The organism is Demetria terragena DSM 11295, assembly GCF_000376825.1.
GTDB lineage: Bacteria > Actinomycetota > Actinomycetes > Actinomycetales > Dermatophilaceae > Demetria > Demetria terragena.
Genome location: NZ_AQXW01000004.1, coordinates 2,403,192 through 2,427,187 on the forward strand (window position 1 = coordinate 2,403,192; position 23,996 = coordinate 2,427,187).

The 23,996-nt window shown below is 64.6% G+C and carries 24 protein-coding genes; 16 read left to right on the plus strand and 8 right to left on the minus strand.

Annotation, left to right across the window (positions count from 1 at the left end; genetic code table 11):
* Nucleotides 1–66: 66 nt before the first annotated feature.
* Both F562_RS0115840 and F562_RS19600 read left to right on the plus strand, forming a co-directional pair.
* The gene (locus F562_RS0115840; protein ID WP_018157953.1) at nucleotides 67–816 is read left to right on the plus strand and encodes an LppX_LprAFG lipoprotein; all 750 of its coding nucleotides are present in this window, start codon (nucleotides 67–69) and stop codon (nucleotides 814–816) included.
* A complete protein-coding gene (locus tag F562_RS19600; protein ID WP_040385371.1) occupies nucleotides 776–2,491 on the plus strand; it encodes an MFS transporter in 1,716 nt (571 codons plus the stop codon). Before F562_RS0115840 ends, F562_RS19600 begins: the two co-directional genes overlap by 41 nt.
* Here F562_RS19600 and F562_RS0115850 read toward each other — a convergent pair.
* Nucleotides 2,476–3,948: a flavin-containing monooxygenase gene (locus F562_RS0115850; RefSeq protein ID WP_018157955.1), complete on the minus strand. Its 1,473-nt coding sequence runs from the start codon at nucleotides 3,946–3,948 to the stop codon at nucleotides 2,476–2,478. The two genes, F562_RS19600 and F562_RS0115850, sit on opposite strands and share 16 nt — an antisense overlap.
* 188 nt (nucleotides 3,949–4,136) lie before the next feature.
* On the opposite strand from F562_RS0115850, the gene F562_RS19605 reads away from it, so the two are divergent.
* Complete coding sequence (locus tag F562_RS19605; protein WP_018157956.1) at nucleotides 4,137–4,493, plus strand: hypothetical protein; 357 nt, start codon at nucleotides 4,137–4,139, stop codon at nucleotides 4,491–4,493.
* Nucleotides 4,494–4,619: 126 nt separating this feature from the next.
* Here F562_RS19605 and F562_RS0115860 read toward each other — a convergent pair whose 3' ends face one another.
* Entirely contained in the window at nucleotides 4,620–5,408 is a 789-nt protein-coding gene (locus F562_RS0115860) for an exodeoxyribonuclease III (RefSeq protein ID WP_018157957.1), read from the minus strand.
* Nucleotides 5,409–5,465: 57 nt separating this feature from the next.
* Here F562_RS0115860 and F562_RS0115865 point away from each other — a divergent pair, with 57 nt between their 5' ends.
* Complete coding sequence (locus F562_RS0115865) at nucleotides 5,466–6,236, plus strand: SDR family NAD(P)-dependent oxidoreductase (RefSeq protein WP_018157958.1); 771 nt, start codon at nucleotides 5,466–5,468, stop codon at nucleotides 6,234–6,236.
* A gap of 39 nt (nucleotides 6,237–6,275) precedes the next feature.
* Nucleotides 6,276–6,836, plus strand: a complete 561-nt coding sequence (gene pyrE, locus F562_RS0115870) for an orotate phosphoribosyltransferase (protein WP_018157959.1) — start codon at nucleotides 6,276–6,278, stop codon at nucleotides 6,834–6,836.
* Between the two features lie 164 nt (nucleotides 6,837–7,000).
* Here the strand turns inward: pyrE and F562_RS0115875 are convergent, their stop codons facing one another.
* A complete protein-coding gene (locus F562_RS0115875; RefSeq protein ID WP_018157960.1) occupies nucleotides 7,001–7,693 on the minus strand; it encodes a DedA family protein in 693 nt (230 codons plus the stop codon).
* Between the two features lie 37 nt (nucleotides 7,694–7,730).
* On the opposite strand from F562_RS0115875, the gene F562_RS19610 reads away from it, so the two are divergent.
* From F562_RS19610 to F562_RS0115915, 8 genes are all read left to right on the plus strand, one after another.
* A complete protein-coding gene (locus tag F562_RS19610; RefSeq protein ID WP_018157961.1) occupies nucleotides 7,731–8,678 on the plus strand; it encodes an ABC transporter substrate-binding protein in 948 nt (315 codons plus the stop codon).
* Between the two features lie 30 nt (nucleotides 8,679–8,708).
* On the plus strand, nucleotides 8,709–9,668 hold the full coding sequence (locus F562_RS19615) for a helix-turn-helix transcriptional regulator (RefSeq protein ID WP_018157962.1): 960 nt from the start codon (nucleotides 8,709–8,711) through the stop codon (nucleotides 9,666–9,668).
* Nucleotides 9,665–10,312 (plus strand): TrmH family RNA methyltransferase, encoded by a 648-nt coding sequence (locus tag F562_RS0115890; protein ID WP_018157963.1) that lies wholly within the window; start codon nucleotides 9,665–9,667, stop codon nucleotides 10,310–10,312. Before F562_RS19615 ends, F562_RS0115890 begins: the two co-directional genes overlap by 4 nt.
* An 18-nt stretch (nucleotides 10,313–10,330) precedes the next feature.
* Nucleotides 10,331–11,797, plus strand: a complete 1,467-nt coding sequence (locus F562_RS0115895) for an alanine/glycine:cation symporter family protein (protein ID WP_018157964.1) — start codon at nucleotides 10,331–10,333, stop codon at nucleotides 11,795–11,797.
* 9 nt (nucleotides 11,798–11,806) lie between these two features.
* The gene (locus F562_RS0115900) at nucleotides 11,807–13,192 is read left to right on the plus strand and encodes a DUF2252 domain-containing protein (RefSeq protein ID WP_018157965.1); all 1,386 of its coding nucleotides are present in this window, start codon (nucleotides 11,807–11,809) and stop codon (nucleotides 13,190–13,192) included.
* 84 nt (nucleotides 13,193–13,276) lie between these two features.
* Nucleotides 13,277–13,459: a hypothetical protein gene (locus F562_RS0115905; RefSeq protein WP_018157966.1), complete on the plus strand. Its 183-nt coding sequence runs from the start codon at nucleotides 13,277–13,279 to the stop codon at nucleotides 13,457–13,459.
* Nucleotides 13,456–13,821, plus strand: coding sequence for a YciI family protein (locus F562_RS0115910; RefSeq protein ID WP_018157967.1), 366 nt, complete (start codon nucleotides 13,456–13,458; stop codon nucleotides 13,819–13,821). The genes F562_RS0115905 and F562_RS0115910 overlap by 4 nt, the downstream gene beginning before the upstream one ends.
* Nucleotides 13,818–15,083: an RNA polymerase sigma factor gene (locus tag F562_RS0115915; protein ID WP_018157968.1), complete on the plus strand. Its 1,266-nt coding sequence runs from the start codon at nucleotides 13,818–13,820 to the stop codon at nucleotides 15,081–15,083. Before F562_RS0115910 ends, F562_RS0115915 begins: the two co-directional genes overlap by 4 nt.
* A gap of 305 nt (nucleotides 15,084–15,388) precedes the next feature.
* Here the strand turns inward: F562_RS0115915 and F562_RS0115920 are convergent, their stop codons facing one another.
* Nucleotides 15,389–15,970 carry a CGNR zinc finger domain-containing protein gene (locus F562_RS0115920; RefSeq protein ID WP_018157970.1) on the minus strand — a complete coding sequence of 194 codons (582 nt, stop codon included), beginning with the start codon at nucleotides 15,968–15,970 and terminating at the stop codon, nucleotides 15,389–15,391.
* A gap of 36 nt (nucleotides 15,971–16,006) precedes the next feature.
* On the opposite strand from F562_RS0115920, the gene F562_RS19620 reads away from it, so the two are divergent.
* From F562_RS19620 to F562_RS0115935, 3 genes are all read left to right on the plus strand, one after another.
* Nucleotides 16,007–17,206, plus strand: coding sequence for an MFS transporter (locus F562_RS19620; protein ID WP_245553669.1), 1,200 nt, complete (start codon nucleotides 16,007–16,009; stop codon nucleotides 17,204–17,206).
* Between the two features lie 220 nt (nucleotides 17,207–17,426).
* Entirely contained in the window at nucleotides 17,427–18,455 is a 1,029-nt protein-coding gene (gene fbaA, locus F562_RS0115930) for a class II fructose-bisphosphate aldolase (RefSeq protein ID WP_018157973.1), read from the plus strand.
* 2 nt (nucleotides 18,456–18,457) lie between these two features.
* A complete protein-coding gene (locus tag F562_RS0115935; RefSeq protein ID WP_018157974.1) occupies nucleotides 18,458–19,480 on the plus strand; it encodes a LacI family DNA-binding transcriptional regulator in 1,023 nt (340 codons plus the stop codon).
* Here the strand turns inward: F562_RS0115935 and F562_RS19625 are convergent.
* Genes F562_RS19625 through F562_RS0115955 form a run of 4 tightly spaced genes read right to left on the minus strand, consistent with a single transcriptional unit; the run spans nucleotide 19,404 to nucleotide 23,906 of the window.
* A complete protein-coding gene (locus F562_RS19625) occupies nucleotides 19,404–20,672 on the minus strand; it encodes a glycoside hydrolase family 32 protein (protein WP_018157975.1) in 1,269 nt (422 codons plus the stop codon). The two genes, F562_RS0115935 and F562_RS19625, sit on opposite strands and share 77 nt — an antisense overlap.
* A 38-nt stretch (nucleotides 20,673–20,710) precedes the next feature.
* Nucleotides 20,711–21,553 carry a carbohydrate ABC transporter permease gene (locus F562_RS0115945; RefSeq protein WP_018157976.1) on the minus strand — a complete coding sequence of 281 codons (843 nt, stop codon included), beginning with the start codon at nucleotides 21,551–21,553 and terminating at the stop codon, nucleotides 20,711–20,713.
* A gap of 11 nt (nucleotides 21,554–21,564) precedes the next feature.
* Nucleotides 21,565–22,512, minus strand: a complete 948-nt coding sequence (locus F562_RS0115950) for a carbohydrate ABC transporter permease (protein WP_018157977.1) — start codon at nucleotides 22,510–22,512, stop codon at nucleotides 21,565–21,567.
* Complete coding sequence (locus tag F562_RS0115955; protein ID WP_018157978.1) at nucleotides 22,509–23,906, minus strand: extracellular solute-binding protein; 1,398 nt, start codon at nucleotides 23,904–23,906, stop codon at nucleotides 22,509–22,511. Before F562_RS0115955 ends, F562_RS0115950 begins: the two co-directional genes overlap by 4 nt.
* Nucleotides 23,907–23,996: the final 90 nt, after the last annotated feature.

The window sequence follows — 23,996 nt, forward strand, 5'->3', positions numbered from 1 at the left end:
TGGAACGCATCAGGTGGCGGGTGCGTCGGACCTATCCACGTCCCGTTGTCCAGATAGGTTCTGCGTATGGTCCACAGTCCTGACTCCACACCGCCGATCTCTCGCCGCGCAGCGCTGGCGGCACTTCCATTCCTGGGCGTCGTCAGCCTCGGCGCATGCAGTTCTGGTGCGGATTCCCGTAAGGACGAGGCCAAGCCCTCCGGCTCGAAGGCGCCAACCCCCAAGCAGCGACTCCAAGCCACGAAGAAGGTAATGGACGCCTCCAGCGGGATGCATCTGACCTTGACGTCAAAGGGCGTCCCGGATTCTGCGACGGGTGTCATCAAGGGTGAGGGAGATGGCGGTCCTGCGCCGGCGTTCAAGGGCACGTTGACCGCAGCAATTGCCGGGACACAGGCCGATGTTCCGGTGGTCGCGGTGGACGGAAAGGTCTGGGCAAAACTCCCGATCTGGCCCGACATGCGCACGGTGCAGCCGAAAGACTACGGAGCACCAGACCCGGCCTTGTTGTTCTCCAGGGAGAAGGGCATCTCGTCGCTTCTCCCGAAGACCAAGAACCCCAAGTTCGGTGCTGAGCGGCGCGACGGCAACGACGTGGTGCGGGTGATCACCGGTGAACTGATCGGCACCGATGTCGTGGCCACCTTCTCCTTGGGAAACCCGGGCCTGAAGTACGACGTCACCTATTTGGTGACCAGCAAGAACGAGTTGCGCTCGGCGGCCCTTCGAGGAGTGTTCTTCAACGACGCCACCACGACGTACACGCTGCGTCTGGATGAGTACGGCAAGAAGATTGACGTCCAACCCCCGGCCTAAGGCGCTCCTGGCCACGGCATCCATTGCGGTCGCGCTCGCGGCCGCAGACACCTACGTCGTGGTGTTGGCGCTGGAAGACATGATGTCCGGCGTCGGCCTCGGACTCAACGCGCTTCAGAAGGCGACGCCGATCGTTTCCGGCTTCCTTCTCGGGTACATCGCCACCCTCCCACTGATCGGGCGGCTCGCTGACCTGGTGTCGCGCCAGCGAGTGCTCCTGGTGTGCCTGGGGCTGTTCGTCCTGGGCTCGGTCATCACGGCGCTCGCGGTCGAATTGCCGATTTTGGTCGGCGGTCGAGTCCTGCAAGGGGTCGGCGGCGGTGGCCTGGTCCCGGCGACGTTGGCGCTGGTCGCGCAACTGTGGCCCGCAGGGGAGCGGGGCACACCCTTAGGTGTGGTTGGTGCCGTCCAAGAGATCGGCAGCGTGCTCGGACCCCTGTTCGGCGCCGCGATTCTCGCGGTGTGGGACTGGCGAATGATCTTCTGGATCAACGCGATTGCCGGAGTGGTGCTTGCGCTGATGGTCCGGATGTTTGGCGGCTCGGGCGAGCGCGCTGATCCTGTGCGGGTGCCATACCCACGCGTGTGGCGCTCGGCGACCGCGGTCGCGTCGGTCGCGACACTGGGTTTGTTGGGGCTCGCGCTGTGGGCGCCAGAACGGCTGACTCAGGACATCACCTGGGGTGAACCGTTCGTTCCCTATGCTGGCCACGAATCACGCCTGATGACTCAGATCGGGTTGTGGGGTGCTATCGCGCTGGCCATCACCCTGGTGCTGCTGGCGCCCCTGATGTGGTCGGCGCTGCGAAAGGTCGACCTGGTTGGTGCCCTGCTGATCACGGTGGCTCTTGGCGCGCTCGTCCTCGCCTTCGCCTCGGCGAACCCCGAGAAGGAAGTGATCGGTCCGCAGGGCGCGGTGCTTCTGCCCATTGCCGCGGTCGCTGCCATCCTTTACCTCATTCGCCATCGGATGGCGGAGCGTCCGCTCATCAACCGCGGTGTCATACGCAAGCGCGTGGCGCCCGCCTTGGTTGCCTCCGGGATGGTGGGGACGGCCCTGGTTGCTGTCGTGGTGGACGTACCCATCTTGGCGCGCCTGACTGTCACCGAAGATCAAACGGCGGCTGCCCTCATCCTGGTGCGCTTCCTGCTCGCGGTCCCTGTCGGAGCCTTGCTCGGTGGGTGGGCGCTGCGCCGCTTTGGGCCCGGCTTGGTCGCGGCGCCGGGGCTCGCGCTCGCTGCGGTTGGCATGCTGGTGATGTCGGGTTGGGGACCCGGCTCGCTTGATGCGGTGTCTTCGACCGTGGTGCTGGCGCTGGTCGGCCTTGGCGTGGGTTTGTCCATTGCGCCGATCAACGACGCGGCGCTCGCCGATGCGCCGGAGAGTGATCACGGGGTCGCGGCGGCACTGGTGGTGGTGGCCCGCATGATTGGCATGGTGGTCGGGCTCGGCGTGCTCACGGCGATTGGTTTGAACCGCTTCTATGCGACCGTGCAGGCGCTGGAGAATCCGACGGTGCAGCAGGTGAAGGACGCCGGTGTGGTGCAGGTCCAGACGGTGTTCTTGGGCGCGGCAGTGGCCTGCGCGTTGGCGGCGGTGGTAGCGCTTGCCCTAGGCGTGAATCGCCTTGACAGGGAAGAGGCTTCAGCCCGCGTGAGTCAGGCGAACACGTAGTCCACGAACTCCGGCTTGGTCGCGCGCTTCTCGTATTCGCGGACGGAGCCCGGCCAGAGGGTTCGATTGTGGCCCTGCGCGTTGAGATACCAACTGGTGCAGCCGGACCGCCATGCGGAGCGCGCGCTACGGCGATCGATGTCGGCCAGGAATCCCGGGACGATCTCGGGGCGTACGGCCACTGAGGTTGCGCCGCGGCGCTCGCGTTCCGCGAGCAGGCTTGTGACGAGCGCGACTTGGGCCTCGACCATGAGCACCTCGGAGCTGTGCCCGAGCAAGGTGTTGGGGCCGAGCAGCATGAACAGGTTGGGAAAGTGTGGGGCGCTCACTCCCAGGTAGGTTTCGGCATCGCGGGCGAACTCTCGCCCGAGAACTCGTCCCCTGAGGCCGGCGATGCTCAGGTCCCGATAGGACCCGACGGGATCGAAACCGGTAGCGAGTACGAGCACGTCCACGTGGTGTCGTTGTCCGGAGGCGGTGACGATGGCATCCGGTTCGATGTGATCGATGGCGTCCGTGACGACCTCGACGGTGTCCCGCATGAGCGCCGGGTAGTAGGCATCGGACATGAGGAATCGCTTGCAGCCCAGCGCATCTGAGGGCGTGAGTTTGGCGCGCAACGCTTTGTCGGCGACCGACTTCTGTAGGTGACGCTTGGCCTGCGCGGTGAGCACTTTGCGGAGGGCTGGCTGGGTCGTCAATGCCAGGCTGCGTGCCTCAAGTTGAGTGCGTTGAATGGCGCGCAGGGCTTGGGCGCTGCTGGGGTGTCGCTCGAATCGGTCTACCTGCTCCTCGGTGTATTCCTCGTTCCCCCGCGGAAGTACCCAGGCTGGTGAGCGCTGGAACACTGAGAGCTGTTCGGCATCCTCCGCCAGTGGTGGAATCACTTGCACCCCACTGGAACCCGTACCGATGACGCCGACCCTCCGGCTGAGCACCGACATGCCCGGGTCCCAGGCGGCGGTGTGTCGAACTTCGCCGGCGAAATCCGGCAGCCCGGGAATCTCGGGAATGACCGGCTCGTGTAGCGCGCCGATTCCGAGGATGAGGGCGTCGGTGGTGACCTGGCGGGTGCTACCCCAGGCGGATGCCACGGTCAGGGTCCAGCGGCCGGTGGCCTCGTTGTAGATCGCCTGCTGCACGGTCGACCCGGTGTGGATGTGCTGCCGCAGGTGGTACTTCTCGACGCAGAACAACAGGTAGTCCTGGATCTCGTCGGACGGTGCATAGGTCTGGGACCAATAGGGATTGGGCTCAAAGGAGTAGGAGTAGAGATGCGCTGGAACATCGCTCGCACACCCGGGGTAGCGGTTGTCGCGCCATACCCCGCCGACCTCGGCCGCCTTCTCCAGCATGACGAACTCCCGGCCCGCGGCCCGAAGCGCGATGCCCATCGCGATCCCGGAGAAACCGGTGCCGACGATGACGGCTTCGTGATGCTCGCTGTCCCAGGCCATGACCCCAGCCTAAGGAGGGAATGGAGTCCGGCGGTCAGGAGAGGGCAACGATGGCGAGCGCGCGTTCGGTCAGACCATCCGTGCGCTGGTGCTCACGGATGGTCTGACCGAAGCTCCAGGCGGACGCTGTGTGGAGAAGAAGGAGGAAGTTGATGGCAGCAGTTATTCTTAACTATGTGCGGTAGCCCGTGAACTCGGTTGCGCTGAACCTCATTCTCATCGGTTTAGTCGTGGGGTTGCTCGCAACGCTGCATGTCCTTTACCACTCGGTGCGGGGAAATGTCTGCCACCGTGACATCGGTGAAAAAATCCCGGAGCGGGTGCGATCCGACCCAGGACTTGCTCGTCGTGCCAATGAGGAAATCGGACGGCACGCGGCCTGGTGCGCAGTGCTGGTCGCCGGGCCAATCGGCTATCTGGGCTGGATGTCGCTGCGTGGCGGAAGTCACGAGGTCCCGATGCACATCCTGGTGGTGCTGGCGGTCTACATCGTCGGGGTTAGCGCGCTCTTCCAGCGGCCCTTTGAGATGTTCAAGCGCTGGTGAGTCCCGGATGTTGAGGAACGTTGGTTGTCTTGCCTGCCACCCGCCACGTTCGATCGGACCGATGGTGCGCTGGAGCGCACCATCGGTCCGATCGAATTGCGCTCAGGAGCGACCCGCTGCGTCGGCTCAGCCCAGGTCGACGATGACCGGTGCGTGGTCGGAGGCGCCTTTGCCCTTGCGCTCTTCGCGGTCGATCTCGGCGCCAGTGACTCGTGCCGCCAGCGCGGGGGAACCGAGGAGGAAGTCGATCCGCATTCCGCGCCGCTTCTGGAAGCTGAGTTGGGTGTAGTCCCAATAGGTGTACGTGCCCGGGCCGGGCGTGTGGGGACGGGCAAGGTCGGCGTACCCGCTGTCGAGGAAGGCGCGGAAGGCCGCCCGCTCCGGGTCGCTCGTATGGGTCTTGTCGGCGTAGTAGTCGACGCTCCACACGTCCTCGTCGGTCGGGGCGATATTCCAGTCGCCGGCGAGCACGACCTCCGCTGCTGAGTCGTCGGCCAGCCAACCGGCTGCCTCATCACGCAACCTGCCTAGCCAGTCGAGCTTGTAGTGATAGTGCTCGTGCTCCAATTCGCGACCGTTGGGGACGTAGAGCGACCAGAATCGCACGCCACCACAGGTCGCTCCGAGTGCGCGCGCCTCAGCGATGGGCGGGTCGCCGTACGTCGGCATATCGGCAAACCCTTGGTGGACAGCCGCCAGGCCGACGCGGGAGATGATGGCCACGCCGTTCCACTGGTTCAGCCCAAAATGTGCGTACTCATAGCCCGCCGATTCGAGGGGCAGCGCAGGGAATTGGTCGTCTCGGCACTTGGTCTCCTGAATCATCAGGACGTCGAGGTCGTGGCGTTCTAGGACACCGACGACGCGGTCGATTCGGCTGCGGATGCTGTTGACGTTCCAGGTTGCGATGCGCACCCGCCGAGCCTAGACGCGACCGGCGTCGCGCCGCCCGCCCATGTCAGACTCGGCACCATGACGACGGCACTGGTGACCGGCGCGACCGCCGGAATCGGCAAGACCTTCAGCGAGCAGCTCGCCCAGCGCGGTGACGATCTGATCTTGGTCGCGCGGGATGAGGCTCGACTGGGCGCGCTCAAGACAACGCTGGAGGACTCGTATGGAATCTCCGTCGAGGTCATTCCAGCTGATCTCGCCGACCGTGCCCAGGTGCAGCGAGTCGCGGACCGCCTTGCTGAGGCATCTCGTCCCGTAGACCTGCTCGTGAACAACGCGGGATTCGGGTTGCGGAAGGCGTTCCTGCGCAATCCGGTGGAGGACGAAGAGCGCATGCTCGCGGTGCTGGTTCAGGCGCCGGTCGTGCTCAGCCACGCGGCCGCCGGCGCGATGCGTGAACGGGGCCACGGCACGATCATCAATGTCGCCTCGGTCGCTGGTCACCTCACCAGCGGGACGTATGCGGCCGCCAAGTCCTATCTCATCGCCTTCTCCCAGGGGCTGGCCTCAGAAGTCGAGAGCAGCGGTGTACTCGTCACGGTGCTGTGCCCAGGCTTCACTCGTACCGAGTTCCATGAGCGTGCTGAGATCAAGGGCGAGGCCATCCCGAAATTCATGTGGCTGCAGGCGGACGCCCTGGTCCGTGACTGCCTGCGTGATGTGGCAAGACGCAAGACCATCTCGGTGCCTGGCGCGCAGTACAAGGCGATCGTGCCGCTGCTACGGATCGCTCCGCGTCGGTTGCTGCGCAACGGCAAGATCGTCGCGAAGCATCGACCCAACAAGTAGTCGGGCGGCGGCAGTTCGACTCTCGTACACTCGCTGACTGTGACTACCAGCACTAGCCCACACGACCGCGAGGCCCTGCAACAGATCATCCGTGACCAGGCCGTGGTGCATGGCAAGGTGACGCTGTCCTCCGGCGCGGAGGGCGACTACTACGTCGATCTGCGCCGAGTGACGCTCTCCGGAGCCGCGGCCCCATTGGTGGGTCGCGTCATGCGGGAGGTCACGGACGGCCTGGAATTCGACGCGGTCGGTGGCCTCACGATGGGTGCCGATCCGGTCGCAACGGCCATCCTGCACGCCTCGGCCGCCGACGGTCACGCACTCGACGCCTTCGTGGTCCGCAAAGCAGGAAAGGCTCACGGCTTGCAGCAGCGAATCGAAGGCCCCTCGATCAAGGGTCGGCGGGTGCTTGTGGTGGAGGACACCTCAACCACGGGCGCGTCCGCGCTGGAGGCTGTTGCGGCCTGCCGCGAAGCCGGGGCTGAGGTGGTCGGCGTCGCCGTCATCGTCGACCGCGACACAGGTGCGCGGGAGCGGGTCGAGCAGGACGTCCCGACCTATGTGTCGGCGTACGGACTCGGCGACCTGGGGCTCGACTGACCGCAAGTTCTATAGCAGGTAAAAAAAGCGCGCTCCCGGTGCAACCGGGGGCGCGCTTCGCGCGTCTATCCGTTGAATGCAGCGCCGCGGGTCTGGGCGTTTCTGGAGGGGGTCCAGGCCCGAGGCTGCGCATCACATCTCATCGATGAGGTTTGGGAGAGTGGTCAGTCGTGCGGGTCGGGGTCGACAACATCATGGGCAGCGTCGCCGACCTCTTCGAGGATCGCCTTCGACTGCCGCCGGTGCTTGAGGTATTCGTAGACCATCGGCAGCACCGACAGGAGCACGATAAGGATGATCAACTTGTCGATGTTCTCCCCGAGCCCGGGGAAGGACTTGCCGAGGAAGTACCCGGCCAACGTTACCGAAAACACCCACAGCACCGCGCCGACGGCCGACCAGGTGAAGAACCGAGCCCGCTCCATCCGGCTGGCGCCGGCCACCACCGTGATGAAGGTGCGCACGATGGGGACAAAACGACCAATGACGAGGGCCTTGTTGCCATGCTTGTCGAAGAACGCCGTCGTCTGATCGAAGTACTTCTTCTTGAGGATCTTGCCGTCTCGTTCGTAGAGCGGTGTCCCGACAGCCCGGCCGATCTCATAGCCCGCGACATTGCCACCGAACGCGGCCAGGGTCAGCAAGGGCAGCGAGGTCCACAGCGGAACACTGAAACCGCTGGTCTCTGCAGTCGCGGTGAACAGGCCGATCGCAAAGAGCAGCGAGTCGCCCGGAAGGATCGGGAACAGCAGACCGCACTCGATGAACACGATGGCGATGGACAGCCAGAAGAAGGCGCCGCCGAACTCGGTCAGCAGATAATTCGGGTCCATCCATTGGGGACCGAGCGTGTGCATCACAATGCGTAAGGGTACGCGGGCTATCGTCGCCTCCATGACCTCGGCTCGACGACTCGCACTGGTGTGCAGCGCCCTCCTCGTGACCGCGACGGGTTGTACGACCTCGAGTAGCAGTACGGGCACATCGCAAGAGAGTTCCTCGTCTGCGGCCCCCTGCAAGGGCCAGGCGATCGACCTGGTGAAGGACGACCGCCTGACCATCGCGACCTATGACCCGGTGTTTGCGCCTTGGTTTGTCAGCAATGACCCGGGGAACGGTCAGGGCTTCGAGTCGGCGCTGGGGTTCCAGGCGGCGAAAAAGATGGGCTTCGACCCACACCGGGTCAAGTGGATCCGGTTGCCCTTCGAAGACATCGCCAAACCCAGCGGCAAGACGTTCGACCTGGCGCTCGCCGAGGTGTCCATCACCCGCGAGCGAGCCAAACAGGTCGACTTCTCCACGCCGTACGCCAGCACTCGCCAGGCGGTCCTGTCGACGGGGGACGGCCCGTTGGCGAAGGCGCGGACGGTCAGCGATATGCGAACCGCCACGTTGGGCGCGTCGGTGCAAACCACCTCGCTCGCGGCGATCGGCAAGGTCCTCAAGCCAGCGACGAAGGCGACCTCATTCCCGACCATCGCCGCAGCCACCCAGGCGTTGAACAACAAGAAGGTCGACGGCGTTGTTGTCGATGTCCCCACCGCTGAGTACCTCGCGGGAACTCAACTCAAAGATGGCCGACTGATCGGCACGCTCCCCGGCACTGACGAACAACTTGGTGCTGTCCTGCCGAAGGGCTCCAAACTCACGCCGTGTCTCAACCGAGCGTTGGCCACGCTGTCCTCTGACGGCACGATCTCGGACCTGAAAAAGGAATGGCTCCCGCGGCGCGGCAAGATTGAAGAACTGCCGCAAGGCAGTCCGAGCACGTCCGCGAAGCCATCCCCGAAGTCGACGTCCGCGCCCAAGCCATCCGCGAAGTCCTCCTCAAAACCGGACTAAAACTGTCCGGGTCGCGCCCACAATGGCGTTATGTCCGACACGACAGCGCGCGTCCTTCAACTTCTTGGCCTGCTGCAATCTCGTCCGGTGTGGACCGGGCCGGAACTCGCCGATCGCTTAGGGGTGACCACCCGCAGCATCCGGCGCGATGTCGACCGGCTGCGCGAACTCGGGTACCCGGTGCTGGCCACGCACGGAACCCATGGCGGCTATCAGTTGGGGGCGGGCAAAGCCCTGCCGCCGCTGCTATTGGACAGTGAAGAGGCCGTCGCGGTCGCCGTATGCCTGCGGTTGGCAGCAGGTGGCACGGTGGCGGGCGTCGGTGAGGCCGCGCTGCGCACCATGACCAAACTCGATCAGGTTCTCCCAGCAACATTGCGGGCCCAGGTCGCCGCGGTTCAGGAGGCGACGGTCACCCTCGACTTCCGCCCGATCGAGGTCGACCCGGACATCCTGCTCGTGCTGGCTCGGGCCGTCCGCGACTCTGTGCAGGCGAGGTTTGCCTACACCGCCCGCGATGGCGTATCCACCGACCGGCGCATCGAGCCCTATCGCCTTGTCGCCACCGGGCGGCGCTGGTACCTCATGGCATACGACCTGGATCGGGACGACTGGCGCACCTTCCGGCTCGACCGGATGAGCGACGCGCGTGCGAGCACCTTCACCTTCAGACCCCGGGAGTCGCCCGACCCAGAGGAATACATCCGGCAGTCGATGGGTGCGTCCTGGCCGATCAGCGCGAGCGTGCTGATTCATGCCCCGCTAGAGGAGGTACGCACCCAGGTCGGCTCGTATGTCGAGGCCGAAGAGGTCGAGGCTTCGGTGACGAGGGTGCTCGCTCGAAGTCACCATCTCCAGGACATCGCCTGGTGGCTGCTTCGCCTGCCCTTCGATCTGGAGGTGGAGAGGCCTACAGAATTGCGCGCGGCGTTTGCCACATTGGGGGAGCGCGCTGCTCACGCGGCGCGCGGTGGGACAGTGGGCGCGTGACTGAACAGATCGGGGTCCCGCCCTGGGAAGGGCCGCGGCCGACGTTGCCGGACGGCACGCCTGACCCGACCTACGACCCGGAGCTGTTGAGCGAGGGCGACCGGCGCAATGTGGCCGACCACTATCGCTACTGGACCCACGAGGCGATCGTGGCCGACTTGGACAGGACTCGCCACCCGCTGCACATCGCGGTGGAGAACTGGCAGCACGATTTCAATATCGGCTCGATCATCCGTACCGCAAATGCCTTCAACGTCAAGGCGTTTCACATTGTCGGCAAGCGGCGATGGAACCGACGCGGTGCGATGGTGACCGACCGCTACCAACACGAACGCCACCACCCCACCGTCCATGATTTGGCGCAGTGGGCGAGCGCTGAGGGGCTTGTTCTCATCGGCATAGATAACGTGCCCGGCTCGGTGTCGCTGGAGACCTATGACCTACCCCGTGGGTGCGTACTGGTCTTCGGGCAGGAAGGCCCAGGCCTGTCAGAAGAAATGCGGGCACAGTGCCGCGACATCCTGCACATCGAGCAGTTCGGGTCGACTCGGTCGATCAACGCCGGAGCCGCGGGGGCCATCGCGATGCATGCGTGGATCCGGCAGCACCATTTCGGCCAGTCTCCGCTCACCGGACCGCGGTGAGCGAGTAGCGTCCCGCCAGTGAACGCAGTCAACGATTTCCTGGCCGATAAAGGCGACCTTTTCTGGACCTGGGCCGTGCTGCCCGTGGTCGTCGTGCTCGGGCTCTATTTCACGGTGCGTACGGGCGTGGTGCAGATTCGGCTACTGCCGTCGATGGTACGTGTTCTGCGGGATCCGACCCCCCGCAATGCCGATGGAGAAGCACAGTCGATTTCAGCCTTCCAAGCCTTCACGGTCTCGGCAGCCTCGCGAGTCGGCGTGGGCAATATTGCCGGTGTCGGGACAGCCATCGTGTTGGGCGGCCCCGGCGCTGTTTTCTGGATGTGGTTGATGGCCATCGTCGGGGGCGCCTCGAGCTTTGTGGAATCTACGCTCGGGCAGTTGTACAAGGTTCGGGACAAGGACGGCTTTCGGGGCGGTCCGGCCTACTACATGCAGCATGGGCTAGGTCGACGCTGGGTGGGCGTGCTGTTTGCGGTCGTACTCATTGTCTGCTTTCCCCTGGCCTTCTCCTCGCTGCAGGCGAACACGATCGTGGCGACTTTGGAGTCGACATCCGGGCACGGTGGCAACGCGATGGCCTGGGGCTTGGGCCTTGCCGTGGCAGGTCTGACCGCCCTGGTGATCTTTGGTGGCATTCGCCGCATTGCGCAGGTCACCGAGTCCGTGGTGCCCCTGATGGCGTTGCTCTATCTCGTGGTCGGCGTGGTGATCGTGGCGCAGAACATCGGGGAGGTCCCGGGCATGATTCAGACCATCGTGAGTGACGCCTTCACTGCTAACTCAGCCACGGGGGCTGCCGTGGGATCGGTCATCTTGGCCGGTGTCAAGCGCGGCATGTTCTCCAACGAGGCCGGGCTGGGTTCGGCCCCGAACGCAGGTGCCTCGGCAGCGGTCACCCACCCGGTGAAGCAGGGATTGGTGCAGACCTTGGGGGTCTACTTCGACACGCTCATCGTGTGCTCGATCACAGCGTTCATCATTCTGGCTTCACAACAGGATTACACCGATGCCGCTAAAGGCATCGACCTGACCTATGGCGCGGTCACTGGCGGGCTTGGGGAGTGGGCCGGCTGGCTGCTTGCCGTCATCATCTTCTTGTTGGCGTTCAGTTCGATCATCGGCAACTACTACTACGGCCAAGCCAACGTAGAGTTCATCAGCGACAATCCGATGGTCCTCACCGGGTTCCGAGCATTGGCGTGCGCAGCCGTGCTCGTCGGTGCGGTGCTGTCGGCGGATGTGGTGTGGACATTCGCCGACGGGATTATGGGCGTGATGGCCCTCATCAACCTGATCTCGATAGCCGTACTGTCCGGGATCGCATTCCGGCTGTTGAAGGACTACCGAGAGCAGAGCGCTCGTGGCGAGGATCCGGTCTTTATCCGCGGAACGGTGGAGGTTCCTGGGCACGTGGAGACCTGGGCCTCCCGCGAGGACGTGGTCGGTCCAGAAACCGCCGCGCGCCGACCACGCGACGATTAGCGTGACCCCATGAACCCGGCCGAGCATGTACCTGTCATTCCGTCCGGGTATGCCCCGCCCGCTGAACTCTTCGAGCGGGGCCGGGCACTCGCGCAGCAGACCCCACCGAGCGCGCACGCCGACCATCCGGTCGTGGCCGACGACCGTCCCGGCGTCGTCGACTTCGTCGAGGAGACCCACGCCGACCGCCTCCCCGAACTGCTCCCGTTGCGGATGGAGCGGATGGCGCAAACGCCGTACTCCTTCTTCCGTGGCGCTGCGGGGATGCAGGCGGCCGACTTGGTCGGTAGCCCGTCGTCCGGTCTGTCGGCCCAGCTATGCGGTGACGCACACGCGGCGAACTTCGGGCTCTACGGAACGTCCGATGGCGATGTCGTGATGGACATCAACGACTTCGACGAGACCGTGCCCGGGCCGTGGGAATGGGACCTCAAGCGCCTGGCCACCAGCCTTGTCTTAGCCGGTCGGGTCGGCGGTGTCTCAGAAAAGAAGAGCCAGAATGCGGCCCAAGATGCGGTGAAGGCGTATCGGCGGACCGTGCGGCGGCTCGCTGGAGCGCCGCATCTGCGGACCTGGACCGCGCTCGCCGATGAGAGCACGCTGGGCGAGCACCAGGTGGAGCACCTCAGCGAGCATTTGTCCACGGCCGTCGACAAAGCGCGACGCAACACCAGTGACCGGGTGGTGTCCAAAGCCGTTCAGCACATTGACGACCACGAGACCGGCATACGCCGCCAGCAGTTTGTCGAAGAACCACCCGTGCTGTGGCACCTGCCCGATGACCATGAGCAGGCGGTGATGGCCGGCGTTCAGGACTACGTCTCCACTCTGCGGGAGTCTCGGGCGCGGCTGCTTGAGCGCTACGCAATGGTCGACGCGGCCTTCCGGGTCGTTGGCACCGGGAGCGTCGGAATGCGTAGTTATGTCGTCTTGCTCGACGGCAACGCAGACGAAAACCTCGTGCTGCACGTGAAGCAGGCGGGGCCGAGTTCGTTGGCGCCCTACCTTCCGGATCTGCCGGAGGCGGCGCATCAAGGGCAGCGCATCGTGCAAGGGGCGCGCCTGGTGCAGGTGTCGACCGACATCCTGCTCGGCTGGACCACGATCGACGGTCGGCCCTACATCGTGCGGCAGTTCCGCAACAGGAAAGGCAGCCTGGACCCGACCGATATGCCTGGCAAGGCCTTGGATGACTACGGCAGATTGTGCGGCGGGCTGTTGGCGCGGGCGCATTGCCGGTCGTTGCGCCCCCGCCTGCTTGAGGGCTACCTCGATGATGACAGCGAGCTCGATAATGCGATCTGCGCTTACGCCGTGAAGTACGCCGACCAGACGGAGGCCGACCACGAGACGTTGGTGAAGGCAATCGCGAGCGGGCGGTTGCCGAAAAGATAGCGCGCGTCTGTCGATGCGGAACCGGCTCGATCGTCATGGGGGTGGGACCGGATACGCGGTCGCCCTGAGACAGAGGAGAACATCGTGACCGAGTACGTCATTCTGCTGACTGGTGACCCAGATCGTTGGTGGCGCCGAATTGCACCACCCGCGGAGGGCCAAACGCATCCCCGGCGGCGGTGGGCCGGTGACCGATGGGCGCTCGCGCAGGTCGGCGACACCGTGACCGTGGTTCCGGTCGTCACCGCCGAGGAACGCCCGTCATGAGGTACGTCATCCTGATCGCGTTCGATCCGCAGACCTGGGACGAGGCAGCCCCGCAGCAGCAGAGTTCTTGGATGGACGATCACGGGCGGTTCGAGGCCTACGTCGCCGAGCACGGTCGATGCATCGCCACCGCACCGCTCTCGGGTGCCGACACCGCCACGACCGTCCGGCACCGCGACGGGAACGTGGTGGTGACCGACGGCCCGTACGTCGAGTTGGTCGAGCAACTCGCTGGGTATTACGACGTGGAGTTACCGGACCTCGACACCGCGATCGAGGCAGCGCAGTTGTTGCCGGCGGCCTTCGCGATCGAGATTCGCCCAGTGGAGCGAGTCGAAGCCGGAGGCGTGTCGATCACGTGACCGACGCGGTGGAGGCCGCCCTCGCGGCAATCGTGCGCGAGGAGTGGGGGCGGCTGACGTCCCTGCTCCTCGCCCGCTTCCGCAGGCTTGACCTGGTCGAGGACGCGCTCGCAGATGCGGTGGAGCGCGCGGCGCAGCGCTGGCCGCGTGACGGGGTGCCGGACAACCCGTCGGCATGGGTACACACCGTCGCCAGACGCCGGGTGCTGGATCGCGTGCGTGCGGAGGCCATGCAGCAGCGCAAGATGCCGCTTTTGGTGGTCGAACGCCACCAGACTGAGCCGGCTGTCCGGGCAGACCCCGGTGACCTGATCGAAGACGATCTGCTCCGACTGGTGCTGATGTGTTCCCACCCGGCGCTCGATCCGGCGGCTGCAAGCGCCCTCACCTTGCGTCTGGTCCTCGGTGTGCGTACGGCCGATGTCGCGCGGTTGTTTCTCGTGACGGAATCGACCATGGCGGCGCGGCTTACCCGCGCGAAGAAGAAGATCATCTCGGCCGGTATCCCGTTCTCGATCCCGATATCCGACGAGATACCGGACCGATTGGCGGTGGTGGCGCAGACCGCCTATCTCGCTTTCACCGCGGGGTATGCACCCGGTAGCGGACCGGACGCGCTACGTGTCGAACTGGCGGGTGAGGCGATCCGGCTGGTACGGGTGGTGTTGGCACTGCGACCGACCGAACCCGTGCTGGTCGCGCTCCTGTCGTTGATGCTCCTGCAGCACTCCAGACGTGACGCGCGGGTCGACGCGGCCGGAAGTATCGTGCTGCTCCCAGACCAGGCTCGAGAGCGATGGCATCACGATGAGATTGCCGAGGCATTGGAGTTGTTGCGCTCGCCGTCGTTGGTTGGACCAATCCCGCGCCAAGCCGCCATCTATGTCGTCCAGGCGCAGATCGCTGCCGAGCACGCCTGTGCCGCAACGGCTTCCGAGACGAATTGGCGCCAAGTGGTTGAGCACTACGACAGACTCCTCGCGTTGCAATCGGGTCCCAGTGCGCGCCTGGCGCGCGCCGTCGCGGTGGGGGAGGCGTTCGGCCCTCCTGCCGGGCTGGACGCCCTCGCTGGTCTGGACGCCGACCTGCCGCACAGTCATCGGGTGCCGACGGTGCGTGCGGTGCTGCTCACCCAGGCAGGCGAGTATGAGGCGGCGCGGATCGCGTACGACCTCGCGATCGAGCGCTGCGACAACGACGCCGAGCGTCATACGCTGCTGCAGCGCCGTGCGGCCCTCGACTCGGCACGCTTGCGATTCTGACGTCGCGTAGGGCAAGGCCGTCGACCGGTTCCAGCAGCGACCAGCCAAGGCGGCAAAGTCGATCGAGCACGGTCGCGATCAGAACGTCCCGCTGCGGCACTCGTGAGCGCCAGCGCGCGGCCGTGCGGTATCTCGGTTTCGGTGCTGACCCGGGCTTATCCGGAGGAGTCGTATGTACCAGGGTGCTCAATCGGGGTTCGTCACCGCAATACGGAGGGTTCCCGTCGTGGGCGACCTCGGGGGCGCTGATGCTTCTCTCGGCTATGCAGAGTTGTCGGGTTTGGCCGTCCCCCTTTGGTGAGGGTCTATTGACGAAGGCGATCCGCACTTCGGGTTCGGCGGTGATGGGCGTTCTTGACACGGTTCTGACACGAGGCCCCACAGAATCGCCGGGTTCCGTTCTTGGAGCGGTCGACGTATACCCGGTCGCACTTAGGGGCTTCGCAGACGCCAAGTCGCCCGGCGTCTGCGCTCCCAATGGCTATCGTCAACGCTGCGGCGCAGCCGGCGACCCAACCTTGCCCGAGGCGGTCGGTCGGCCCGTGGAAGTGCATGTGCCAGGTTCCCTCAAACTGGTCGAGTTGCGGTTGGGGGCGAGTCCAACGCAGCACCTCGTTAGTGCTCGCGGCAGCCAGGTCGAAGTTCTCGTCGGCTACTGCCTCGAATATCGCTCGGGCTGCGTGTGCGAACCGGCGCAGTAGCTCAGCGTCCTCGTCCGCAACGGTCGGCAACTGGCCGTCGCGCACCAGAATCCGACTCAGCGCCTTGCACAGGTCGTTTCCGGTTGGCGGGGTCGACGCACGACCTCCAGCCTCCTCACAGGTCAACAGATTCACTACGTCCGTCGAGACGCGCAAGAGGTCAATGACATGACTGTCAAAACGCATTTGAACAGTGTATGCGCCCCGGCCTACGCTCGCCGCGTGACTATCAAACACAAGATAGACGGTGGAACTAGGCGAGGGTCTGAGGCGCGGTTGCCGCAGCCCGTGAAGGTCCTACTGTTGGCCCGATTCGTCAATCGCCTGGGGGCATTCTCGATGCCGTTCCTAGCCGCCCTGCTCGTGCACGAGCGGGGGGCCAGCGTCACCCTCGCGGGCGCTGTGATGGGGATATTCGGGATCGCAACCATCCCGTCTCGGCTGATCGGCGGTCGGCTCGCAACGCGGGTAGGCACTAAAAACGCAGTGATCCTGGGACTCGCGGGGACGGCTGGATCGCAACTGATCATTGCGTGGGCGCCATCTCTCGCTGTAGCTGTGATTGGCGCGGCCCTGCTCGGTCTCTGTTTCGAGATCTACGAGCCTGCAAGCCAGGGTCTCGTAGCTGACGTGACTCCTGAGAACCTGCTTCCACGCGCCTACGGCCTGTTGGGGGCTGCTCTGTCCGCGGCAGGACTCGCGGCTGGACTGTTCGCGGCGACCATCGGCCGACTTGGGCTGTCCTGGCTCTTCGTCTTCGATGCGGCCACTGCGATCGCCGGCATGGTCGTGGTCGCATTGTTGCTACATCCAGCCCGCCAGCGGGCCAACCTCGAAGAGAACCACGGGCCTGCCCCGTCACCGTGGCGAGACCACAAGCTCTGGTTGCTCATGGTCACTGGCACCGGTTTCGCAATGATCTACCTGGTCGTTCCGATGGTTATGCCACTTGCCCTGGGGCTAGCTGGTTGGCAAGCCTCTGACGCCGGGCTCCTCAACGCGCTGTCAGCCCTTGTTGTCATCGCTGCCCAACCCGTTCTACGCAAGACGGGCAACCTCAGGGTCCGGTCGAGCGCCGGATATGGACTCCTCGCCATCGGTCTCGCAATGGCCGGGTCGATGCCAAATCCGACCGGGTACGTCATCGCTGTAGTTGTCATGGCGCTAGGGGACGTACTACTCCTCGGCTACTCATACGCCCTGGTCGCACGCATCGCACCGACGGGCGCGAAAGCCCAGTACTTCGCGGTGTACGGCATTACCTGGGGAGTCGCACTCACACTTGGCCCGCCACTGATGGGCTTCCTACTCCACATGGGACCGAGCGCAATGTGGTTCACCTGCGCCGGCGCCATGACCGCTACCGGTCTGGCACAGTTACGGATCACCCGGCACATCGCACGCCCCATCGAGAACAACTAGATCGGATGGTTCGCGAGCAGGTCGTCGCCCGATCGGGTGGCAGTTGGCTGATTGCCGGGTGCACGAGGTGCGGAATTGCGGATACTTGCATCGTGTCGAACGGCGAACTGCCACCCGATATGTCCTGACAGCCGTCCGACGTGCGGACCTCGCCCGGTGGCTGCGCGCGTCATGGAAGACTTGACCCGACGTCGCACCCGAGCCATGAGGAAGTCTGACCATGCCGATCGCCACACCCGATGCCTACGCCGAGATGCTCGACCGCGCCAAGAAGGACGGATTCGCCTACCCGGCCATCAACGTCACGAGCAGCCAGACGCTGAATGCAGCCATCCGCGGGTTCGCCGAGGCGCAGAGCGACGGCATCATCCAGGTGTCGACAGGTGGCGCGGAATATTGGTCAGGCCCGACGGTCAAAAACATGGTGACCGGCTCGCTCGCGATGGCGGCTTTCGCCGAGCAGGTGGCCAAGTCCTACGACGTCAATATCGCGCTGCACACCGATCACTGCCCCAAGGACAAGTTGGACGGATTCGTCCGTCCGCTGTTGGACGCCTCGGCCGAGCGGGTCAAAAACGGTGGCTTGCCGTATTTCCAGTCGCACATGTGGGACGGGTCGGCCGTGCCGCTGGACGAGAACCTGCAGATCGCTGAGGAACTGCTTGCCAAGGCGGCTGCCGCAAAGATCATTCTTGAGATCGAAGTGGGTGTCGTGGGCGGCGAAGAAGACGGTGTCGCCAACGAGATCAACGACCAGCTCTACACCACTCCTGAAGACGCCATCGCGACCGTGAAGGCCCTCGGCGCGGGCGAGAACGGGCGTTATTTGACGGCCCTCACCTTCGGCAACGTGCACGGTGTCTACAAGCCGGGCAACGTCAAGCTCCGCCCAGAGATCCTCAAGGCCGCACAGGACGCCGCGGCCAGTGAATTGGGCGGGGAAGCCAGCGCGCGTCCCTTCGACCTGGTCTTCCACGGTGGCTCAGGCTCGACCGCAGAAGAGATCGCCGAAGCCGTGTCCTACGGCGTGATCAAGATGAACGTCGACACCGACACGCAGTATGCCTACACCCGGCCGGTCGCCGACTGGATGCTGGCCAACTACGCCGGGGTCCTCAAGGTCGACGGTGAGGTCGGCAATAAGAAGCAGTACGACCCCCGAGCCTGGGGTAAGGCCGCCGAGGCCGGCCTGACAGCTCGCGTGGTCGAGGCGTGTCAGCACCTAGGCTCCACGGGAACCAAGATCTGACGATGGCGCGGGCGGAGGCCACAGCAGCGGACGTCGCTGCCCGCGCGGGGGTCTCGCGTACCGCCGTGTCCTTTGTGCTCAACGGCAAGGCGTCGGGCAACATCGCTCCTGCGACCCGCGACCGAATCCTCGCCGTGGCAACAGAATTGGGCTACACGCCGCACCCAGTGGCGCGGAGCCTACGGACCCGACGCACTCAGGTGCTCGGGGTGGTCACCAATGCCGTTGCCTCCAGCCCGTTCGCGGGCCGCATCCTCAGCGGCGCAACTGACCGGGCGCACGCGCGGGGTTATCTCCTGACAGTTTTCGATTCTCAGAATCGCCCGGAGTTGGAGCAGCAGGGTGCCGAAGAACTCCACCGGCGGCGAGTTGATGGTCTGCTCTACGCCTCCATGGGCTTGGAGGAAGTCGAGTCGGTGCCGGACGTCGGCCTCCCGATTGCCCTTGCCAATTGCTATCGACCCGACGACCGGTCGCCGGCTGCAATCCCAGACGAGGTTCGTGCCGGACGGGCGGCAGCCGAACACTTGGTCTCCCTCGGCCACCGGGACATCGCGATGATCGTAGGTTCGGCCAATCTGGCAGGTCCGTTGCGGCTCAAGGGTTTTCGTGCGGCGTTAGCGAAGGCCGGAGTGAAGCCCGTGGTCCAAAGAGTCAAGGCCGACTGGACTATTGACGTGGGCTACGCCGCGACCCGTCGAATCATTGACCAGCACCCTCAGATCACCGCGATCTTCTGCGTGACCGACCGCATCGCAACCGGATCCCTGCTCGCCGCCGCGCATCAGGGGCTGTCGGTTCCGGAGGACCTGTCCATCATGGGTTTTGACGACCAGGAGCAACTTGCGGCCAACCTGGTCCCGGCGCTGACAACGATGGCCTTGCCGCATCAGGAGATGGGCCAGACGGCAGTCGACCTCCTGCTCGACGAGATCGAGGGCGTGGAGTTCAGTGGCCCCCGACGGCGACTGCTCGAGGTGCCCCTGGTCGTACGTGACTCGGTGGCTCCACCGCAACGACGGTGACCTCGGCGGACGCGGTCAGGGTCCACAGTTCGGTGCCCGGTTGCCGGAGGGTGTATGGCGAGTCGTCGCGACGATAGACCTCGACCACTTCACCATCGCTCCAAACCTCGAATTCTCCTGTGGGGCACGGAATTTCATGGATGACACCCTGGCCGGTGAGAGTGATTGAAGTGGCTTGGCCGCTGGTTCGGCCGCAGTTTGGCAGAGGCAGTCCGCCCGTGGCCGAACGGCGTACTGCGGGGAAGGTGTCCGCATAGTCGGCAATCCTCGGGTCGGTGACGCTCACCAGGCGATCACCGACCAGGGCAAGCCGGCGCGGAAGGGTCATGCATCCGCTGACCGAGGTGACGGGTGCGTTGGGCTGACTGTCCTGAAGGATCCACCCGAGCAGCCAGGGACCGTCATCGTCGAGCGCGAGTTGCGGTGCGTAGCAGTCCGGTCCGGCGTCCACAGGGCCGTGAGCTGTGGGCGCCAACTGGGGTAGACCATCACGGTCGAGGATGGTGCCGATCAGATACTCCACCGATGACAATCGACCATCCTGCTGGAGCGAAAGCAGCAGCGTCCACTGGCCGTCAACCTCGACGAGTTGCGGGCACTCCCAGATGTCGGCAGGCGTGAGTTCCCTTGCAACCGGGGCATCCCCATTGAGCCACACGCCTTCGTACGTCCATCTGCGAGGGTCGTCACAGGAGTAGAGCAGCACGGCCGGTGTCGCCTCACCGATGCGGGCGCCAAGGAGCGCGAATTGACGCCCACGCCACTCGAAACAGAACGGGTCACGCATCTGGGTGACCTCGGGCGGTGTCTCGGCGGCGACGTACGGATCGGACCAGACATCGAGGGAGTCATCGAGGGCCTCTCGGATGCAGACCGTGCTGGTCAGAGTGTCGTCGACGACTCCGCTGTAGGCCATCGCTGGCCGGTCTAACCAGGGCAGATAGACCCCGCTCCAGCAGCCGGCGCGGTCGGGGCCCACCGGCGTGGGAAAGAAGGCCACTGGATGGTTGTCCCACCTGACCAGGTCGGGAGAACTGGTGTGGCCCCAGGCAATGTGTTCGTGCACCGGCCTCGCCGGGTTGTGCTGAAAGAACACGTGCCACCGGCCGCCATGGCGGACCATGCCGTTCGGGTCGTTCAGCCAGCCCTGCTCGGGGCGAATATGTATCTGCGGCAGGGCGTTTCGCGACACCGGTGGTTCTCCTAGCGTTGGGTATGAGTTGCTCTCGTTCATCGACTGCTGCCCGTCGTGAGGCCCTCGCGGAGCGTGCGTTGGCCGAAGGCGAACACCAGCAGGGCGGGGATCATCGAGAGCACGACTCCGGCAAGCACCGTCGCGACCGAACCGGTGCCCTTGTTTCCCTGCAACGAGACGAGCCCGAGCGGGAGGGTGAAGTTCTCCTCGCTGATCGTCATGATCAGCGGCCTGAAGAACTCGTTCCAGTGAAAGTTGAACGCGAGGATGCCGACGATTGCCAATCCTGGCGCGGCAAGCGGTGCGTAGATCGAGAAGAAGGTGCGAAGCGGCGAGGCGCCGTCGATCGACGCGGCCTCTCCCAGTTCATCCGGCAACGTCATGAAGTGCTGACGCATGAGGAAGGTTCCGAACGCAGTGGGCAATGCAGGAAGGATGAGTGCCAGGAGCGTATCTGACAGGTTCATCCCGCGGATCAGCATGAAGACGGGCACGATCGTCACCTGCATAGGGACCATCATCGTCGCAAGGAGCACGCCGAAGAGGGCGTTGCTGCCACGGAAGGGCACGCGCGCGAAGACATAGCCAGCGAGCCCGGCTGAGATCATCTGCCCGACGGCGATGAGGCCGGTGACCAGGGCGCTATTGATGATGAGCAGCCACATATCGACCTGCTCGAAGACCGCGCGATATGAGTCAAAGGACAGATTGCTGAGGCTGAAATCATTGCCGCTGAGCGCCTGGTCCGGTGGCCGCAGTGACGTCAGGACCGTCCAGAGTACGGGGCCGAGCGTGAGTCCAAGGGCGGCCAACAAGAAGGCGGCCTTGGGCACTGATCGCAGGCGGGGACGAAGAGTCGTCATGGTGACTGTGGTCATGATGGTTCCGCTCAGGAGTAGAAGACGAAGCGACGGGAGAGTCGGAACTGCACTGCGGTCACCGCCATGATGACCAGGGTCAGGACGATTCCCAGCGCCGATGCGCGGCCGAAGTTCAGTTGTTGGAAGGCGTTTTCGTAGATGACCATGACCACCGTGCGCGTCGAGTCGCCGGGCCCACCGCGGGTCAGAACGTACGGCTGGTCAAAGATCTGCAGTGCCGCAATGATCGCCATGACAGAGGCCACCAGAGTGGTGGGTGACAGCAGCGGGAGCGTGATTTGCCGGAACCGACGCCAGCCCGTCGCACCGTCAATGGCTGCAGCCTCATAGACATCGCGGGGGATGGCCGCCAGTCCGCCGAGGAAGAGTAGAAACGAGAAGCCGAAGTTCTGCCAGACATAGACCAGGACGACGACAATCGGGGCAGCCCAGTCGGAGGTCAGCCACGGGACCGATTCAACGCCGATGCCGTTGAGCACCTTGTTGACCAGGCCGAAGTCCTGGTTGAACAGGTAGGCCATGACAATCGACACCGAGGACGCGGACAGCACGAGTGGGAAGAAGAGTGCCGACCGCAGGAACGACCGCAACCAGTTGGGCATCTTGCTCATCACCATGACTGCGAGGGCGAGAGCGACGGCGAGCTGGAGGACGACGGCGATGACGACGAACAGCACCGTGTTGGTGAACGCCACGCGCAGGGTGGGGTCGGAGCCCAGTGAGGCGAAGTTGTCGAGGCCGACGAACTCGGGATCACCGATGACGTCCCATCGGAAGAACGCGAGGAGCAGTGAAGCCACGATGGGTACGACGGTGAATAGGGCGAGACCGATAACGGTTGGAGCTAGAAAGAGTATTTGCAGCCAACGCTTCTGGCGGTGACTGCGGGAGTCTTCTGTCCCCTGGCGGACCGTGGGGAGCGAATCGTGTTGGGCCGGAGGAGTTGTCGTGGTCACGTCGTGCTCCTGAGGGCGCGGTCAAGGTCGGCATCTAGGCGTCGTAACGCCGGCTCGACGCCTTTGGCGGGACCAGTCACGGCGCCCAACGTGTTCTTGATGAGGGCGGTCTCGACGGCTGCCTGCTGAGGTGGGGCGGGGATCGGGCCTGTAGTGGGGAACTTGTCGAGAGTGTCGTAGAAGACCTTCCAATGGGCCGGTCCGGTGCCGCGGTAAAGGGCCTCGTTGACCATCGACCGGCGCACCGGCGTGGTGTTCGGCGTCGGGATCGACAGGCGCAGTCCTTCACGGGAGGCGCAGAACTTGATCCACTCCCACGCCTGGTCCTTGCGCTGCGAGGTTTTCATCATGGCGTAACCCGCCGCGCCAAATTGATGGCGCTGAGTGCGCCACCGAGGGAAGAACTGCACGTCGAAGGCGGACCCAGGCATCTTTGCCTCGTGAAGTCCTTGAACCCAGTAGCCGCCGGCAGGAGTGAATCCGATTTTGCCCGAGGCGAATTGGCCCACCAACTGATTGCCGCCACCTTGCGAAGGGCTGGACCCGAGACCCTCGGCGACGATCCGCCGGAGGAACTCATAGACCTCGGTCACCTTTGGGTCGGTGGCATTAGAACCTCGCCAGCGGTAGCCGCCGCCGCGCTCCTGACCGGACTTAGCGTCGGCGTAGTAACGCGACCACAGCCAGTCGCCGCCAGGAGCTTTCTCCTCCGTGAGGAAGGAGGTGTCGTTGGCATAGAGCCACGGCACAACCCCGCCCCAGAGGCGGTTGTTCCAATAGAACGGAACCTGACCGCCTTTCCCGGACTTCCTCAGGCCGCGCAGCATTCGCACGAAATCTTCGTTGGTCCAGTCCTCTGCAGGTCGTTCGAGCCCTGCACTGCGCAGGGTGTTGAGATTCATGTACATGTTCGCTGCGTTGAAGTCGACCGGCAGTTGATACAGGCTGCCTTCGTACATGAATGACTCGATCAGCGCGGGATGGACGTCGTCGAAGAAGTCCTTCATCTCGACGTCGTCGCGCTTCACGAACCGGTCGAGGGGCTCCGCGAGGCGGCTGGCGAACAACTGGGTTCCCTCGGTCGCGACCATGACGACGTCGGGCGGCGTCCCGGCTGCGACGAGAGTAAGAATCTTGGCGAAGAAGTCGCTCCAGTCAGCACCCTGAATGGCCTGAACTCGGACGGGGATGTCTGGGTGAAGTCGACTGAACGCCGCCACGAGTTTCTGCCGCGCGGCAGCATCCTGTGCCGAGCCGAGAAGTGCGACCTTGAGTTCATCCTTGCCGCGACCGGGGATGTCGCGACCCGTCAGCCGAGGCCAACCTGCCGTGAGAGCGGTCGCTACGGCAAGGCCGCTACCGCCGAGGACGGCACGCCGGGGAAAATCGGACATCTGCTGCTCCGCTGATCTTGGGGGCATCACGCTCACAAACTGGCCGCTGACCTGCTCCGTGGGGAGAGCCCAAACCCAAAGGCTAAATCG